The sequence below is a fragment of the Actinoplanes sp. L3-i22 genome, from assembly GCF_019704555.1.
Lineage (GTDB): Bacteria > Actinomycetota > Actinomycetes > Mycobacteriales > Micromonosporaceae > Actinoplanes.
In genome coordinates, this window is record NZ_AP024745.1 from 11,253,398 (window position 1) to 11,269,678 (window position 16,281).

The 16,281-nt window shown below is 72.7% G+C and carries 10 protein-coding genes; 4 read left to right on the forward strand and 6 right to left on the reverse strand.

Annotated features, from left to right (window positions below):
* The first annotated feature begins 87 nt into the window (after positions 1–87).
* Positions 88–1,029 carry a DUF4349 domain-containing protein gene (locus tag L3i22_RS49890; protein WP_255657730.1) on the forward strand — a complete coding sequence of 314 codons (942 nt, stop codon included), beginning with the start codon at positions 88–90 and terminating at the stop codon, positions 1,027–1,029.
* Positions 1,030–1,301: 272 nt separating this feature from the next.
* Here L3i22_RS49890 and L3i22_RS49895 read toward each other — a convergent pair whose 3' ends face one another.
* Positions 1,302–2,558, reverse strand: coding sequence for an amidohydrolase (locus tag L3i22_RS49895; RefSeq protein ID WP_221324390.1), 1,257 nt, complete (start codon positions 2,556–2,558; stop codon positions 1,302–1,304).
* Positions 2,559–3,059: 501 nt separating this feature from the next.
* On the opposite strand from L3i22_RS49895, the gene L3i22_RS49900 reads away from it, so the two are divergent.
* Both L3i22_RS49900 and L3i22_RS49905 read left to right on the forward strand, forming a co-directional pair.
* A complete protein-coding gene (locus L3i22_RS49900) occupies positions 3,060–4,982 on the forward strand; it encodes a serine/threonine-protein kinase (protein ID WP_221324391.1) in 1,923 nt (640 codons plus the stop codon).
* 23 nt (positions 4,983–5,005) lie between these two features.
* Positions 5,006–6,658 carry a phospho-sugar mutase gene (locus L3i22_RS49905; RefSeq protein ID WP_221324392.1) on the forward strand — a complete coding sequence of 551 codons (1,653 nt, stop codon included), beginning with the start codon at positions 5,006–5,008 and terminating at the stop codon, positions 6,656–6,658.
* Between the two features lie 28 nt (positions 6,659–6,686).
* Here L3i22_RS49905 and L3i22_RS49910 read toward each other — a convergent pair whose 3' ends face one another.
* From L3i22_RS49910 to L3i22_RS49920, 3 genes are read right to left on the reverse strand one after another with little or no spacing between them, the layout of a single operon-like run.
* Positions 6,687–7,370 carry a GPP34 family phosphoprotein gene (locus L3i22_RS49910; RefSeq protein ID WP_221324393.1) on the reverse strand — a complete coding sequence of 228 codons (684 nt, stop codon included), beginning with the start codon at positions 7,368–7,370 and terminating at the stop codon, positions 6,687–6,689.
* A gap of 17 nt (positions 7,371–7,387) precedes the next feature.
* Complete coding sequence (locus tag L3i22_RS49915) at positions 7,388–10,687, reverse strand: CDP-glycerol glycerophosphotransferase family protein (RefSeq protein WP_221324394.1); 3,300 nt, start codon at positions 10,685–10,687, stop codon at positions 7,388–7,390.
* Positions 10,680–12,686 (reverse strand): bifunctional glycosyltransferase family 2 protein/CDP-glycerol:glycerophosphate glycerophosphotransferase, encoded by a 2,007-nt coding sequence (locus tag L3i22_RS49920; RefSeq protein WP_221324395.1) that lies wholly within the window; start codon positions 12,684–12,686, stop codon positions 10,680–10,682. Before L3i22_RS49920 ends, L3i22_RS49915 begins: the two co-directional genes overlap by 8 nt.
* Positions 12,687–12,820: 134 nt before the next feature.
* Between L3i22_RS49920 and L3i22_RS49925 the strand changes: the two genes are divergently transcribed.
* The gene (locus tag L3i22_RS49925) at positions 12,821–13,345 is read left to right on the forward strand and encodes an acyltransferase (protein WP_221324396.1); all 525 of its coding nucleotides are present in this window, start codon (positions 12,821–12,823) and stop codon (positions 13,343–13,345) included.
* Positions 13,346–13,412: 67 nt separating this feature from the next.
* Here L3i22_RS49925 and L3i22_RS49930 read toward each other — a convergent pair whose 3' ends face one another.
* Positions 13,413–14,696, reverse strand: coding sequence for a nucleotide sugar dehydrogenase (locus tag L3i22_RS49930; RefSeq protein ID WP_221324397.1), 1,284 nt, complete (start codon positions 14,694–14,696; stop codon positions 13,413–13,415).
* 25 nt (positions 14,697–14,721) lie between these two features.
* Entirely contained in the window at positions 14,722–16,200 is a 1,479-nt protein-coding gene (locus L3i22_RS49935) for a glycosyltransferase family 4 protein (RefSeq protein ID WP_221330544.1), read from the reverse strand.
* Between the last annotated feature and the right edge of the window lie 81 nt (positions 16,201–16,281).

Consider the following 16,281-nt stretch of genomic DNA (forward strand, 5'->3'; position numbering starts at 1 on the left):
CTGCCGGAACCGGGAACCGGGCGTCGAACGTCCCAGCGGTCAGTCGTACCGACGATCGGAGTGGTGATGCTGAAGCGGGGATACATAATGCTCGGCGCTGTGGTGCTCAGCGGCGCACTTCTGGCCGGCTGTGGCAATGACAGCGCGACCGACGATTCGGGCGCGTCCAGCGCGGACAAGGCGGCCGCGCCCGCCGCGGGGCGGGCCGACTCACAAGTCGACCCGCAGGCCGCGCCGCAGGGCGAGGCCCAGGCCGGCGCGGACGCGGGGCAGGGCAAGGACACCACCGCGCAGGCGCCGGATCTGCGGGTGGACCAGCGGTCGATCATCTACACCGGCACGATCACCATCCAGGTGAAGGACGTCAACGCGGCCGCCGCACAGGCCACCGGCATCGCCGGCGGGACCGGCGGGTTCATCGGCGGCGACGACCGGCAGAGCGGCGGGGGCGGCACCGACACCGCCACGCTGAAGCTGCGGATCCCGGCCGACAAGTTCGCTTCGGCGCTGGAGCAGATCGGCAAGCTCGGCACCGAGAAGAGCCGGGCGATCAGCACCGAGGACGTCACCGAGCAGGTCGTCGACCTGGACGCCCGGATCTCGGTGCAGCAGGCCCGGGTGGACAGCGGCCGGAAGCTGCTCGGCCAGGCCAAGTCGCTCAACGACCTGGTGATGCTGGAGAAGGAGGTCGCCACCCGGGAGTCCGACCTGGCCTCGCTGCAGGCCAAGAAGCGGCGCCTGGCCGACCTGAGCGCGCTCAGCACGGTCACCGTGGTGCTGCTCGGCCCGGACGTCCCGGCGCCGGCCGGCGACACCCAGGAGCCCGGCTTCCTCAGCGGCCTCGCCGACGGCTGGCACGGCCTGCTCGCCTCGCTGTCGGTCCTGCTGGTGATCATCGGTGCGCTGCTGCCCTGGCTGCTGGTCCTCGGCCCGCTCGCCTGGCTGGTCGTCTACCTGCGCCGCCGCCACCAGCGCACCCACCCGCTGACCACGCCCACCAAGCCCACCGACTCCCCCGCCACCCCCTGACCCAGCCCCGCGCCCGCGGCACCCGGCTGGTCCCCACGGCTGTTTCGGGGCGCCGAAGGCAGCCCCCAGCACCAGCCGGGGCCGGGAGGCGCGGCTGGGCGTTGGGCCGGCGACCGGGGCGCGTGGGTCCTTTGAAACCGCAACCACCCGCGGACGTCGCCCTTGCGGGTCTCGTGTTCTGGGCGCCCCGGCGCCCTTGCGAGGCCCGGAAGGGTCCCCGCGGGAGCGACGATCAGTTATCGGCCGCAGCCGAGGCAAAAAAGATCTTGAAGTTAGAAAGCGGCGGTGGCGAGCGCGGCCAGCGCGGTGTGCGTCATCACCCGGATGCCGTGGCCGATGCAGTTCTCGTCGACGTCGAAGTCGCCCTGGTGCAGGTCGTGGCGGACGTCCGAGCCGGGCACCGCGGTGCCGAGGCGGATCATCGAGCCGGGGACGTGCTCCAGGTAGAACGAGAAGTCCTCGCCGCCCATGCTGATCTCGGCCTCGACCACCCGGTCGGCACCGAGGGCGGCGCCCGCCGCGCCCGCGATGATCGCGGTCGCCATCCGGTCGTTGATCACCGGCGGGACGCCGCGGCGGTACTCCACCTCGACCTCGGCGCCGGTCGCGGCGACCACGTCACGGATCAGCTTGGTGATCATCTGCGGGGCCTCGCGCCAGGCCTCCCGGTTCAGGATCCGGACCGTGCCGCTGACCTCGCCGGTGCCCGGGATCGCGTTGAACGCCTGGCCGGCGTGGACCGAGCCCCAGACCAGCGAGACGCCGGCGCGCGGGTCGACCCGGCGGTCCAGCAGGGCCGGCACGTCGACGATGACCCGGCCGAGCGCGTGCACCAGGTCGGCGGTCAGATGCGGGCGGGCGGTGTGGCCGCCGGGGCCGTTGAGCGTGACCTTGACCGTGTCCGCGGCGGCGGTGAACGGGCCGGAGCGGACCCCGACCAGGCCGGCCGGCAGCTGCGGGTAGCAGTGCAGCGCGTAGATCGCGGCGACGTCCTTGAGCCCGCCGGCGGCGATCACCTCGGGCGCGCCGGACGGGATCGCCTCCTCGCCGGGCTGGAACAGCAGCCGCACCCGGCCGGGCAGCTCGCCCTGCTCGTTGAGCTGGGCCAGGGCCAGGCCGAGGCCGAGCAGGATGGTGGTGTGCACGTCGTGGCCGCAGGCGTGCGCGACCTTCTCCACGGTGCTCCGGTACGGCACGTCCTTGAGGTCGTGCAGGGGCAGCGCGTCCAGGTCGGCACGGAAGGCGATCACCTCGTCGCCCTCGCCGATGTCGCAGATCACGCCGTTGCCGCGGGGCATCAGGCGCGGCGCCAGGCCGGCCAGGGTCAGCTCCCGGGCGACCAGCGCGGCCGTCTCGAACTCGGAGTGTGACCGCTCCGGGTGGGCATGGATGTGCCGACGGAGCGCTACCAGCTCGGCTCCCCGGGCGGCGAGCCAGCGGTCGAGCCGGCCGGGCAGGGGGTCGGCACCGGGCAGGGGCGCCGGCCACGCCGTATCGGCACCCTCGGGCGCCGTCAGAGCAGTAGTCACGTCGACTTCCAGATCAATCTCGTGTTTCGTCGGATTTTGCGACGCGCGACAGCTTAATCCGATTTTGGTCACGCTGTGTAACGGTCGGGTAAACATGGCCGGCCCCGGTGGTGCGGTGCTGCGGACGGTTCGCCGCGGCCCACGGGAGATCGTCCCGGGCCGTCAACTCCATCAACGGGTAGCGAATCGCGGAGGTGACGCGACACACCACGCGTACGTTTTGCAGCCTGACAGGCCGATGGTCGGCCCGCATCCCGTGCGGTTTTGTGACAGACCTCACTCACCGTCGCACGCGGGCGCAACACCATCATCCTCAACCGTAGGACCACGATGGTCCCAGCGGTGGCCTTTTCGGTTCGGCGGCGTCCACCGTCGGCCACTCCGCCACTACCCTCGGTCGTTTCCCGATGAACAGTCCGGTCGCGACTTTCGTTGCGGGAGGCGAGCGGGCAAGATAGCTGCGTTGGCCCGGCCCCCTAGACCCCCTCGGTGGCATCCTCAGTGACTCAGATTCCGACGTGGAGCAGCGGCGACGCGGCTTCCCTAGGTGGACGCGCTGCCCCCGGCACCCTGATCGGCGGGCGGTACACGCTGCGCGCCGCAGTGGGTCATGGCGGCATGGGCACGGTCTGGCGCGCGGCGGACACGCTGCTGCGCCGCGACGTGGCGATCAAGGAGGTCATCCTCCCGCCCGGCCTGGCCCCCAGCGACCGCGACTCGATGTATGAGCGGACCATGCGCGAGGCCCGGGCCGCGGCCGCGTTGCAGCACCCCGCGGTCGTCCAGGTCTACGACGTCGTCCACGAGAACGGCCGGCCCTGGATCGTGATGGAGCTGCTGGACGCGCGCAGCCTCGCCGACATGGTGATCGAGGACGGGCCGGTCTCGGCCCGTGTCGTCGCCAAGATCGGCATCGCCCTGCTCGGCGCGCTCGAGGTCGCCCACGCGCACGGCGTGCTGCACCGCGACGTCAAGCCGGCCAACGTGCTGATCTGCAACGACGGTCGCTGCGTGCTGACCGACTTCGGCGTCGCGCGGATGCCCACCGACATTCAGCTGACCACGCCGGGCATGGTGCTCGGCTCGCCGCACTTCATCTCCCCCGAGCGGGCCATGGGGCAGGACTTCGGGCCGCCCAGCGACCTGTTCTCGCTCGGTGTGACGCTCTACACGGCGATCGAGGGCCGGCCCCCGTTCGACAAGGGCGACCCGATCGAGACCATGCACGCGGTGGTCGAGGACCCGCCCGCCCCGGTGCAGCGGGCCGGCTCGCTCACCCCGGTGCTGATGGGCCTGCTGGAGAAGAACCCGGCCCAGCGGATGGACGTGCAGACCGCGCGCACCATCCTGCGGCAGCAGCTGGCCGGCGTGCTGGCCAGCAAGGCGCCGCCGCACATGATGACCGACCCCTACTCGGTCGTCCCGGCCACGCGCCCGGTGTCGCCGCCGCCCGCGGCCGAGACCCAGGCGATCCCGCCGCAGCCGTCGGGCCAGATCGGCGGCCGGGCGATGCTCTCGGCCGGCGAGTCGCTCACCGACCACCTGACCAAGCTCGAGCAGCAGAACTCGGGTGGCGGCCGCCGGCGCGCCCCGGAGCCGGCCGACGCCGGTTACCCGACCGGCATGCTGCCGGCCCACAAGATCCCGCAGCCGACCGGGCCGACCAGCGTCATCCCGCCGCAGAGCGCGTGGCAGCAGCAGAACGCCCGGCCGGGCACCGTGGTGACCAGCCCGGCCGCGAAACGCCGGATGGCGCTGGAGAACGTGACCCGGACGGTCAAGGACACCAGCGGCCGGGCGATGGCGACGTTCCAGGGCTGGCCGCGGAACAAGCAGCTGGCGGTCGGCGGTGGCGGCGTGGCCGCGCTGCTGGCGATCATCCTGATCTTCTCGCTGACCGGTGGCGGCGACAAGGACCAGCCGCAGGCGCAGACCCCGGTCGGCGACGCGCAGTCGAGCGCTCCGGCCGCCTCGGGTGACGTGCAGACCCAGGCGTACAAGGGCAACAAGGCGATCTCGGTCAACGTCCCGGCCGGCTGGAAGCGGACCGCGGGCGGGTCGTACGTCGACTACATCGACCCGGCCGACAAGCTGCGCAAGGTGCGGGTGCTGGCCGAGGCGGGCAAGGCGACGCCGGAGAAGTTCGTCACCAGCAACGCGCCGACCGGGCTGAAGAAGTCGGCGAACTGCCCGAGCCCGTTCAAGTCGATCGGGACCAACACCGACGTGCAGATGGCCGGGCGGCCCGCCGCCGAGCTGGAGTACACCTGCGGCACCGGCGACACCGCGCGGCACGGCATCTGGCGGATGACCCAGGTCGACGGGACGATGTACTCGTTCTTCCTGACCACTCCGGCGGCCGAGTTCGACGACAGCAAGAAGTATTTCGACGCCATGGCGGAGAGCTTCCAGCTCAACCTGTGACGGCTCTGTGCTATCAATCCGTAATGGCACCAGAAGTTGATATTGATTTGAGGGCGACGGCCGAGGCCTGGCTCGCGGACGATCCCGATCCGGTGAGCCGGGCCGAGTTGCGTGAGCTGATCGACGGGCTGCCGGCCACCGCCGGGGAGCTGCGCGACCGGTTCGCCGGTCCCCTCACCTTCGGCACCGCCGGCCTGCGCGGGCGGTTGCGGGCCGGGCCGAACGGGATGAACCTCGCGGTGGTCACCCGGGCCGCGGCCGGTCTGGTGACCTGGCTGGCCGAGCAGAACGGCGACGGCCCCCTGGTGATCGGGTATGACGCCCGGCACGGCTCGCTGGAGTTCGCCGAGCAGACCGCCCGGGTGGCGACCGGCGCCGGGCGCGCGGCGCTGCTGATGCCCGGGGTGCTGCCGACCCCGGTGCTGGCCTACGCGGTGCGCGCGCTGGACGCGGTGGCCGGCGTGATGGTGACGGCCAGCCACAACCCGCCGCAGGACAACGGCTACAAGGTCTATCTCGGCGCCCGACTGGGCGGTCCGGCCGGCTCCGGCGCGCAGATCGTGCCGCCGGCCGACGCCGGCATCGAGGCCGCCATCCGCGCGGTCGCCAGCGCCGCGTCGGTCCCGCTGGGCGACGCGGGCACGGTTCTGGATCAGAAGATCATTGCGGGGTACGTCGACAGCGCCGCCGCCGTCCTCACCCGGAACGGCCCCCGCGACCTGGCCGTGGCCTACACCCCGCTGCACGGCGTCGGCGGGGAGACCCTGGTCGCCGCGTTCGCCGCGGCCGGCTTCGCCACCCCGGCCGTGGTCGCCGACCAGGCGGAGCCGGACCCGGAGTTCCCGACCGTCACGTTCCCCAACCCGGAGGAGCCGGGCGCGATGGACCACCTGGTCGCGCTGGCCGGCTCGACCGGGGCGGACCTGGCGATCGCCAACGACCCGGACGCGGACCGCTGCGCGGTGGCGATCCCCGGGGCGGGCGGCGCCTGGCGGCCGTTGCGCGGGGACGAGCTCGGGGTGCTGCTCGCCGATCACCTGATCCGGCGCGGGACGCCCGGGACGTACGCCACCACGATCGTCTCGTCGTCGCTGCTGGGTCGTCTGTGCGCGGCGCGCGGCGTGCCCTACGCGGAGACCCTGACCGGCTTCAAGTGGATCGTCCGGGCCGCCGAGGAGCTCGCCTTCGGCTACGAGGAGGCGCTCGGCTACTGCGTCGCCCCGGCCATGGTGCGCGACAAGGACGGCATCACCGCCGCGCTGACCGTCGCGGAGCTGGCCGCCGGGCTCAAGGCCGAGGGGCGCACGCTCGGCGACCGGCTGGACGAGCTGGCGGTCGAGTTCGGGGTGCACGCCACCGACCAGCTCTCGGTCCGGGTGGACGACCTGGCCGAGATCGGCGCGGCGATGACCCGGGCGCGGCAGGACCCGCCGGCCGCGCTGCTCGGCACCGCGCTGACCGAGGTCACCGACCTGCTCCCGGCGAACGACGTGCTCACGTTCCGGACCGGGACGGCCCGGGTGGTGATCCGACCCTCGGGGACCGAGCCGAAGCTCAAGGCGTACCTCGAAGTGGTCGAACCGGTCGGGGACGGGGACGTGGCCGCGGCCCGGAGCCGCGCCTCCGCCGGGCTGGGTGCCCTGCGTGCGGAGATCGCGGCCGTCCTCGGCGTCTGATCCACCGGCCCGGGCGTTCCAGGGGCTCTCAGGAGACCTTAGGAGCGCCCAGGGCGGCCGAGATCGCCCGGCCCAGGGTGAGGACCACCAGCGCGACGCTGGGGCGGACGATCGAGTCCTCCATGCTGGCGCCGCCGGCGAAGCCGGCCCCGGCCGAGATCGCCTCGAGCCGGCGGTGGGCCTGCTCGGCCTCCTCCGGCGGAAGCTTCAGCGCCGGCTCCATCCGGGCGGCGCAGAGCAGGGTGGCCAGCGCCGCGGTGCGCTCGTCCGGCACCGTGTCGGTGGTCAGGGCGGTCTTCAGGCGGCCCCGGATCTCGGTCTCGAACGCGTGGTCGGTGGTCGGGTAGCGGTGCACGTGAATGAACTCGAGCTGGGTCTCGTCCACGTCCTTGATCACGCCGCGGGCGCACAGGTCCTCCAGGACCCGGGTGCGCAGCCGGTGCCGCAGGCGCTGCAGCCACTGGGCGGGGGTGTGCGGCGGGTCGCCGGCCAATTTGGTGAGCACCGCGTCGGCGATCGTGTCCCCGATCGGCGTCGCGTCCTTGACCTGCAGGTAACCGTCGACATAGGCGACCCGGCCCGCCAGCGCGAGATCGATCAGCACAGCCGCGGCCATGCCAAGATCGAGCCCGATCCGGGAACCGGTCGCTTTGCCCGTCTGATCGTCGTACGCGAGAAGTAGGAGTTCCTCGGCGAGCGGAATGGAGGTCATGGACAAAACATAACGGCTCAGCGCTCCACCGACAGCAGCCAGTCGACCAGGTTCGCGGAAGCCCGCCCGGCGGCCCGGGGTCCGTGGGCCGCGGCGAAACTCTTCGTAGCCGCCGCATAATCCGCCGTGACCGTTTCCAGATCCCGCAAAGCGTCCGCCACCTCGGCCGACGTGCTCAGCAGCGGTCCGGGAGCCGATGACTCGACGTCGAGGTTGAGGCCCGGGGAGGATCGGAAATCCGCCAGATCGGGTACGTACAGCAGGACCGGTCGGCCGGTGGCCGAGTAGTCGGCGATCAGCGACGAGTAGTCGGAGATGAGTACCCCGACGGCGGGTAGAAGATCACTCGCCCGGGGCAGGGTGGACACGTCCAGCACCCCGTCGGCCAGCCCGGCCACGTCGTCGTGCAGTGCCGGATGGCGGCGGACCAGCAGCCGGTGGCCGGCCGGCAGGGCGTCCGCCACCAGGCGCAGGTCGAGCAGCCGGCCCGGGTCGCTCCAGCCCCGCTTGCGCAGGTCCATCAGGCGGCGGGTGGGGGCGTAGAGGACGAACCGGGTCGCCGGGTCCAGCCCGAGCCGCTCGGCGAGCGCGATCCGGGCGCTCTCGTGGTCGCGGTGCTCCAGCACGTCCGCCGCGGGGCGCCCGAACTCCAGGACCGGGCCGTCGAAGCGCAGCTCCTGGCGCAGCACCGGGGTGGCGTCCCGGCCCGGCGAGGCGACCGCGGTCCACTTCCCGGCGTCCGCGGTGAGCTGCTCGATCAGCGTCGCGCCGTACGGATGAGCCGCCGCCAGCGCCCCGAACCGGGCCACCGGCCAGCCCCCGGCCAGCCGCAGCACGGTCTGCCCGGCGCGCGGCCGGAACCAGCGGGGCAGGTCGTCGTTCGTGATGATCCAGCGGCTGGTGGCCAGCGCGGCCCGCCACTGCTCGCCGCCGAGCCGCACCCCGGTGGCCCCGTCCGGGACCGGCTCGCCGTGCTCGGCCGTCCAGAGCGCGACCGGCGCGCCCGGCCGGCCGATCAGCTCGTCCAGCAGCGCGGCCGGGTCGTCGAAGTAGCGCCGGCCGGGCGCGGCGTCGAAGAGCACCACGTCCCGCAGCGGGAGTTCGGCCCCCGGCGCCGACGTGACCTCGGCCGCCGCCACCGACACGGTGATCCGCTCGGCGGGCGCCCGGCGCAGCGCGATCCGGGTGCCGTCGGCGGTGGTGACCGCGCCGGGCAGCTCGGACCAGGCCTCGTCGGCGAACCCGAGCGGCGCGATCACCGGCCGGCGCTGCCCGTCGGCGCGGAACGTGACGTCCCAGACGCCCGACACCAGTGGCAGCGGGCCGGCCAGGGTGGGCACCGCGGTCAGGTCCACCACGGCCGTCCACGGGCCGTCGGCGGCCCGCAGCGGCACGGCCAGATCCTTGTGCCGGCCGCGCAGCCGCAGGAGCAGCTCGCCGTCGACCGGGCGGCCGCTGTCGCCGCGCAGGGTCAGGACGCCGGCCGGGCTCAGCTCGGCGGCGGTGACCACCGGGCCCAGCGGGCGGGTGCAGAGCCGGACCTGGCGGGTCTCCGAGACGGCCAGGTAGACCTCGTCGGCGCCGTACGCGGTCCGGGTCGCCCGGAAATCGTCGGCCGCCGCCAGCGGCACGGTCTTGCCGCCGGCCACCAGGTCCACGGCGAGGCGCTGGGTGTACAGGCCGGTCGCGTGGTTGTCATCGGTGCCCGGCAGCGCGACCGCGGCCAGCGGCACCCGGGCGGTGAACGTCAGGTCGTCGGCCACCTCGGCCGGGACGGAGTGCGCGACGACGCCCTTGGCCCAGCTCAGGTCGATCCGGGCGGGGTCCGCCGGGCGGGTCCGTAGCCGGCCGGTCAGCACCAGATCGGCGCCGTCCCGGTGGCCGCCGGCGAGCGTCCCGGCCGCGCGGGTGACCTGGATCCGCAGGTGCTTCTTGACCTCGACCGGGGTGACCCGGACCCCGTCGGCCAGGGTGTGGCCGGGCGGCATCGCGTTGAACTCGAGGGCGAGCCGGACCGGGAGCTTGCGCGGGCGGTGCAGGCCCTGGGTGGTCGCGCCGGCCACCGTCCAGGAGTTGCCGGCCAGCAGCGCGGCCGGGTCGACGACGATCCGGAAGCCGCCCGGGCCGGCCGCGCGGTGCGGGCGGGCCCAGAGCGGGATCCGGCGGCGACCGCCGAGCACCTTGAGCCAGTAAAGCCGGACCACGCCGGCGCGCGGGCTGCCCGGCGGGGTGGAGGCGGTGCCGATCAGCTCCAGCCGGCCGTCCCGCCAGGCGACGTCGTGGATGATCGCTTCCGGTCGCGCCGCGGTCCGGGCGGCGTCCGCGGCCTGGCCGTCCCGGTCGACGAGGGTGACCAGGTCGTCCATCCGGCGCTCGCGGACCAGCTGCCACTGGCGGCGGATCGCCGGCGGCTGGTCGGCGAGCGCGTCCGGGCCGGCCTGCTCCAGGTACGCGACGGCCAGGTCGAGGAACGTGTCCCGGTACTCCGGGGACGCCCCGGGCAGGAACTTCAGGTAGTTGCTGAGCTTGTCCCAGATCGCCTGGCGCTCGTAGACCCGGCGCAGGTCCGGGCGGCCGGCGTCGTCGAGCAGCTTGCGGGTCAGGTTCGTGGTGTAGAACCGGTCGACCAGGTTGCGCAGGTCGTTCTCGGTCTGGGTGATCGAGCGGACCGCGCCCTCGCGGGCCCGCCAGAAGTAGATCGGCTCGGCGACCACGGCGACCTTGCCGGCCAGGGCGTGCGCCGGGATGGTGACCGGCACGTCCTCGAACAGGCGGCCGACCGGGAACTCCAGGTGGTGCCGGTCGTAGAACTCGCGGCGGTACAGCTTGTTCCAGACCGTCCGGTCGCGCAGCAGCGCGTGGTCCCGGGAGACGTGCGCGGCCAGGTCGGTGCGCTTGAGCGCGTCCCGGTGCAGGCCACCCTGGTACGGCCCACGCGAGTTGAGCCGCAGCACCCCGCCGGCCGCGAAGTCGGCGCCGCCGTCGAGCGCCCGGACGAGCAGCTCGTAGCCGTGCGCGGCGACCACGTCGTCGCTGTCCACGAACGCCAGGAACTCGCCGTCGGCGGCCGGCAACCCGTTGTTGCGGGCCGCCGAGAGCCCGGCGTTGGCCTGGGTGATCACCTGGAAGCGGGGGTCGGCCGCGGCGTACTCGGCGGCGATCGCCGCGCAGCCGTCGGTCGAGCCGTCGTCGACCAGCACGACCTGGACGTCGGGGTAGGTCTGGGCGCGCAGCGAGTCCAGGCAGTCACGCAGGAACGGGGCCACGTTGTAGATCGGGACGACGACGCTGACCCGGCCGGGCACGTACTCAGACAAGGCGCTCCCCCAGGAAGACCCGGCGGACGACGCGCTCGGCGGCGTGCCCGTCCTCCAGTGAGCAGAACCGCTCGCGGAACCGGGCGCGGTACCCGGCCGCCTCGGCACTGTCCACCCGACCATCGCGGAACGCCTCGACCAGGTCGTCGAAGGTGCGCGCGAACGTGCCCGGGTGCTCGGTCGGCAGGTCGAAGGTGACCCCGCGGACCGCCTGGTAGACGTCCCAGTCCGGCGCGAAGATCACCAGCGGGCGGTCCAGGACGCCGTAGTCGAACATCACCGAGGAGAAGTCGGTGATCATCGCGTCCGACGCGATCATCAGCTGCTCCACCGACGGGTGCCGGGACACGTCGAGCACCCGCGGATGCTGTGGCGGGAAGCCCAGCGAGTCGTAGAAGTAGTGCCCGCGCAGCAGCACCCGGGTGTTCGGGCCGAGCGCCTCGGCGAGCGCGTCGACGTCCAGCACCGGGGTGAAGGCCGGGTGCCACTCGCGGTGCGTCGGCGCGTAGAGCACGACCCGCTCGCCCGGGGCGATGCCGAGCGCGGCGCGGGCCGCGGCGGTGTCCTCCGCGGTCGCCCGGGCCAGCACGTCGTTGCGCGGGTAACCGGTCTCCAGGGTCTCGCCCTTGATCGGGAACTGGCGGTCCCAGAGCAGCGTGGTGTGCCGGTTCGCGGTGACGCTGAAGTCCCACTTGGCGATGTTGCGGAGCATCCGCTCGGCGTTGAACTTGCCCAGCGAGGCCGGGAAGCGGGGCTGGTCCAGGCCCATCGTCTTGAGCGGGGTGCCGTGGTGGGTCTGGACGTGGATGCTTCCGGGGCGCTTCACGACGTACGCCGGGAAGGTCGCGTTGTTGATCAGGTATTTGGCCCGGGCCAGCGCGCGGTAGTAGGCCCGGGTGCCCGGCTTGACGGCCGGCACCCCGGGCGGCACCTCGCCCTTGCTCACCCAGACGCCCTTGACTCCGGGCGCGAGCTCTTTCGCGGCCTCGTAGATCGCGGCCGGGTTGCAGGCGTAGCCGCGGTACCAGTACGCCGCGTAGACGGCCAGGTTCTCGTCCATCGGCAGCCGCAGCTGCCAGCGGTAGTAGGCGCGCAGCAGGCCCTTGCGCAGCTTGCCGCGCAGTTTGCCGGCGAACCCGCGCAGCTTTCCGGTGAGGCGCTCGGTGCGGCGGGCGGCCAGCAGGCGGCTCGCGCGCACGCCGTATCTACCCAGCAGCGCCGAGATCTCGCCGAGCATGGCGCGGCGCGCGGTGGCCGGGACCCGGCTCTCCAGGATGTCGAGCAGCTCACCGCCGACCCGCTCGACGGTCGCCCGGGACGGCGTGGCCAGGCTCAGGACGTGCTCGTACTGCGCGACCGCGGCGCGGTTCGCGGCGGCGCGCTTCGGCTGCCGCGGCACCCGGTGCACGTAGCAGGCCGCCTCGACGGTGGCGACGTTGTCGGTGGCGGTGAGGACGTCGTACCCGAAAGCGATCTCCGCGAGTGGGCCGGGCCGGAAGCGGATCGCCTGCTCGGCCAGGAATTCCCGGCGGATCACCAGACCGCCCAGCGGCGTGGGCGGCGCGGTCAGCGCCGCGGCCCCGGTCCGCACGTCGGCCGGCGCGGTCCAGCGGGTCACCTTCCGGTTCCACGCCTCCCGGGCCACGCCGACGACCAGCACGTCCGGCTTCTCCGCGACGAGCCGCGCGACGACCACCGCGAGCGCGTCCGGCACGATCCGGTGATCACCGTCGACGAACCAGACGTAGTCGCCGGTGGCCCGGGCCAGGCCGAGGTTGCGGGCGTCGCCCGGGTCGGTGAGGTGGACCGCGACCACGCGCGGGTCCGCGGCGGCGCGCTCGTCGATCAGCTCACCGCCGTGGTCCGAGGAGGCGTCGTCGACCGCGACCAGCTCGACGCCGGCGGTCACACGCTGTTGCGTCAGAACCGAATCAAGGCACTCGGTGAGGTAGCCCTGGATGTTGCGGACAGGAGTGATCACCGTCAGTGAACTGGTCATGTGTCGGGGGCAGACCAATCGTGGATGTGATTCAAAGGCAGCGCAAAGGTTAACACCGGGTGGACCGGAGGCCATGACCACGAGGAGGCGGTCCGGTTACGTGCGGATAACCCGCGCGGGCGACACTAGCCTGCATGAACTCCAACTCAACCGAGCCGTTCATCCACCCGTCGGCGGACGTGGAGGACGGCGCCCGGATCGGGGCCGGCACCAAGGTGTGGCACATCGCGCACGTGCGTAACAGCGCGGTCGTCGGCGAGGAATGCGTGATCGGCCGGAACGTCTACCTCGACGCGAACACGGTGATCGGCAGCCGGGTCAAGATCCAGAACAATGTCTCGGTCTACCAGGGCGTGACCATCGAGGACGAGGTCTTCGTGGGCCCGTGCGTGGTCTTCACGAACGACCTGCGGCCGCGCGCGCAGAACCCGGACTGGACGATCACCCCGACCCTGATCAAGCGCGGCGCGTCGATCGGCGCGAACGCGACGCTGGTCTGCGGCATCACGGTCGGTGAGGGTGCGATGATCGCGGCCGGCTCGGTGGTGACCAAGGACGTGGCGCCGTACCAGCTGGTGCGCGGCAACCCGGCGCGGCCGGCGGCCTGGGTGGACGAGAAGGGCGAGATCGTCAGCCGGGACCCGTCCACGCGCCCCTGACTTTCACGAAACGGCCCCTGGCATCTCTGCCAGGGGCCAATTCACAACCGATTGCCTGGGTACGGCGTCAGCCGCCGATCACCACGCGACGGATCGAACCGAGCCGCTCGGCGTCCGTGACCCGGCGGCCGTCCACGACCACCTCGACGCCCGGCAGCTCGGCCGGGGTCAGGTTGCGGTACTCCGCGTGGTCGGCCTGCACGATCGCGGAGTCGACCGCCTCGCCCTCCCACGCGGGCAGGCCGTGCGCGACCAGCTCCTCGGAGGTGTACATCGGGTCCGAGACGTACGCGGTCGCGCCGCGCGCCCGCAGCTCCTCGACGGTCGGGAAGACGCCGGAGAACGCGGTCTCCTTGACGCCACCCCGGTAGGCCGCGCCGAGCACCAGCACGCTGCGGCCCTTCAGGTCGCCGACCGCGGCGGCCAGCAGGTCCACCGCGTACGACGGCATGCCGGCGTTCGCCTCGCGGGCCGCCCGGACCACCGTGGCGGTCGGGTCGTTCCACAGGTAGAGCCGCGGGTAGACCGGGATGCAGTGCCCGCCGACCGCGATGCCCGGCCGGTGGATGTGGCTGTACGGCTGGGTGTTGCAGGCGTCGATGACCAGGTTCACGTCGATGCCGAGGGTGTCGGCGTAGCGCGCGAACTGGTTGGCCAGGCCGATGTTGACGTCCCGGTAGGTGGTCTCGGCCAGCTTGGCCAGCTCGGCCGCCTCGGCGTTGCCCAGGTCCCAGACGCCGTTGCCCTGCGCCAGGTCGGGGCGCTCGTCGAAGTCCAGCACGGCCTCGTAGAACGCGATGCCGGCCGCGGCCGACGAGTCGTTCACGCCGCCGACCAGCTTCGGGTACTTGCGCAGGTCGGCGAAGACCCGGCCGGTGAGCACCCGCTCCGGGCTGAAGACCAGGTGGAAGTCCTCGCCGGCGACCAGGCCGGAGCCCTCCTGCAGCAGCGGCGCCCAGCGGTTGCGGGTGGTGCCGACCGGCAGCGTGGTCTCGTAGCTGACCAGCGTGCCCGGGCGCAGGCCGCGGGCGATGTCCTTGGTGGCCGACTCCATCCAGCCGAAGTCGGGCTTGCCGTCCGCGTCCACGAACAGCGGCACGACCACGACGACCGCCTCCGACTCGGCGACCGCGGCCGCGGTGTCGGTGGTGGCGGTGAGGAGGCCGGCGCTGACCGCCTCCTTCAGCTTGACGTCGAGGTCGGCCTCACCCGGGAACGGGACCTCGCCCGCGTTCACCTTGCGGACGGTCGGCTCGGACACGTCCGCGCCGATCACGGTGTGTCCCTTGGAGGCGAACTGGACGGCGAGCGGCAGCCCGATCTTGCCCAGGGCGACGACACAGATCTTCATGCTGACTGTTTCTCCTCGAGAGGGTTCAGGCCTGGTCGAGCAGGCCCCGGTACACGTCGATCAGGACCTGGGCCTGCGAGTCCCAGGTCCAGGTGTCGAGCAGCCCAGGCTTGTCGTAGACCGCCCGGTAGCGCTCCGGATCGGCCAGCACCGCCTGCACGGCACGGAGGTAGTCCTCGGTGTCCTCGGCCTTGAAGACCTCGCCCTGACCGGTGGCGCGGACCGTGGCCGACATCGTCCGCACGTCGCTGACCACCAGCGGCAGGCGGGCGTGCGAGTACTCGAAGAACTTGGTGATCAGCGCGATCTCGTGGTTCGGCCAGTGGTGGATCGGGATCACGCCGAGCGTCGCGCCGGAGAGCAGCGGCACGACCTGCCAGTGCGGCACGTAGGAGAGCAGGTGCACGCGGTCGCGCACGCCCAGCTCCTCGGCCTTGCGCATCAGGCCCATCATGTAGCCGCTCTGGTGGTTGTTGGTCACCAGCGCGACGTGCACACCCGGCTGCTTCGGCAGCGCGTCGACCATGATGTCGAGCCCGCGCTGCGGCGCCGCGGCCCCGCTGTAGACGACCAGCGGCACGTCCGGCCCGACCTCGCACATCGCGCGCAGGTCGACGCCGGGCACGTCCTCGTCGTCCTCCGGGCCGTGCTCGAAGGCCGGCGCGTTGAGCATCACCTTCGGCGTCTCGGCCAGGCCGTGCGACTCCTGCAGCATCTTCGCCAGGTCGTCGGAGACGGTGGTGACGGCGTCCGCGTACGGCGCGTACTCCCGCTCGTGGGCCATGTGCCCGATCCGCCAGCGGGCGTGCTGGGTCCACGGGCGCACGCCGGGCAGGAACTCGTGCGCGTCCCAGACCAGCTTGATCGTGCGGCCTTCCGAAGCGGCGCGGATCTTCGCGCGCGCGCCGACGCCGAGCATCCGGAAGTCGTTGGCGTGGATCAGGTCGGGGCGCAGCTCGTCGATGACGTCGCCGTAGGCCAGCTCCCAGTCCCACAGGCCGGGCTCGATGCGCCGCCACGAGCGGTCGCCCATGGCCCGCTGCCAGAACCAGGTGTAGAGCTTGTCGGACGGGGTCTCCAGCGACTTGCGGGCATCCCGCGCCCGGACCATCTGCCCGCGCCGGATCGCGACCCAGCGGCCGGCCGCCCGGGCGGCCAGGCCCTCGGCCCGCAGCACCATCCGGTTCACGCCGTCCGGGTTCTGCGCCCGCTTGACCTTGAGGTCGGCCTTCCACGCCTTGACCGCCTGCGCGCGCTGCGCGTGGACGCCGGTGGGCGGGTACGCCAGCGGGGCGGTCAGCGGGTGCCGGCGGAACTCGTGCGGGCGCTTGGACAGGTCGATCTTCATCGGCACCAGGCGGACCTTCGCCGGGCCGAGCGTCCAGTGGTGTTCCAGGTTGTCCGGCGAGCGGCCCAGCAGTGTCACGTCGAAGCCGGCCTCGGCAGCCGATCGCGCCTGCTTCTGCACGCGCGAATCGCCGTTCACACCGTTGTCCACCAGCATGACGATCCGACGCCCAGACGGCGCGGTCTCGTCAACATCCATGGCGTTCTCTTCCGTTCGAGCTCCGGGTCTTCCGATCAA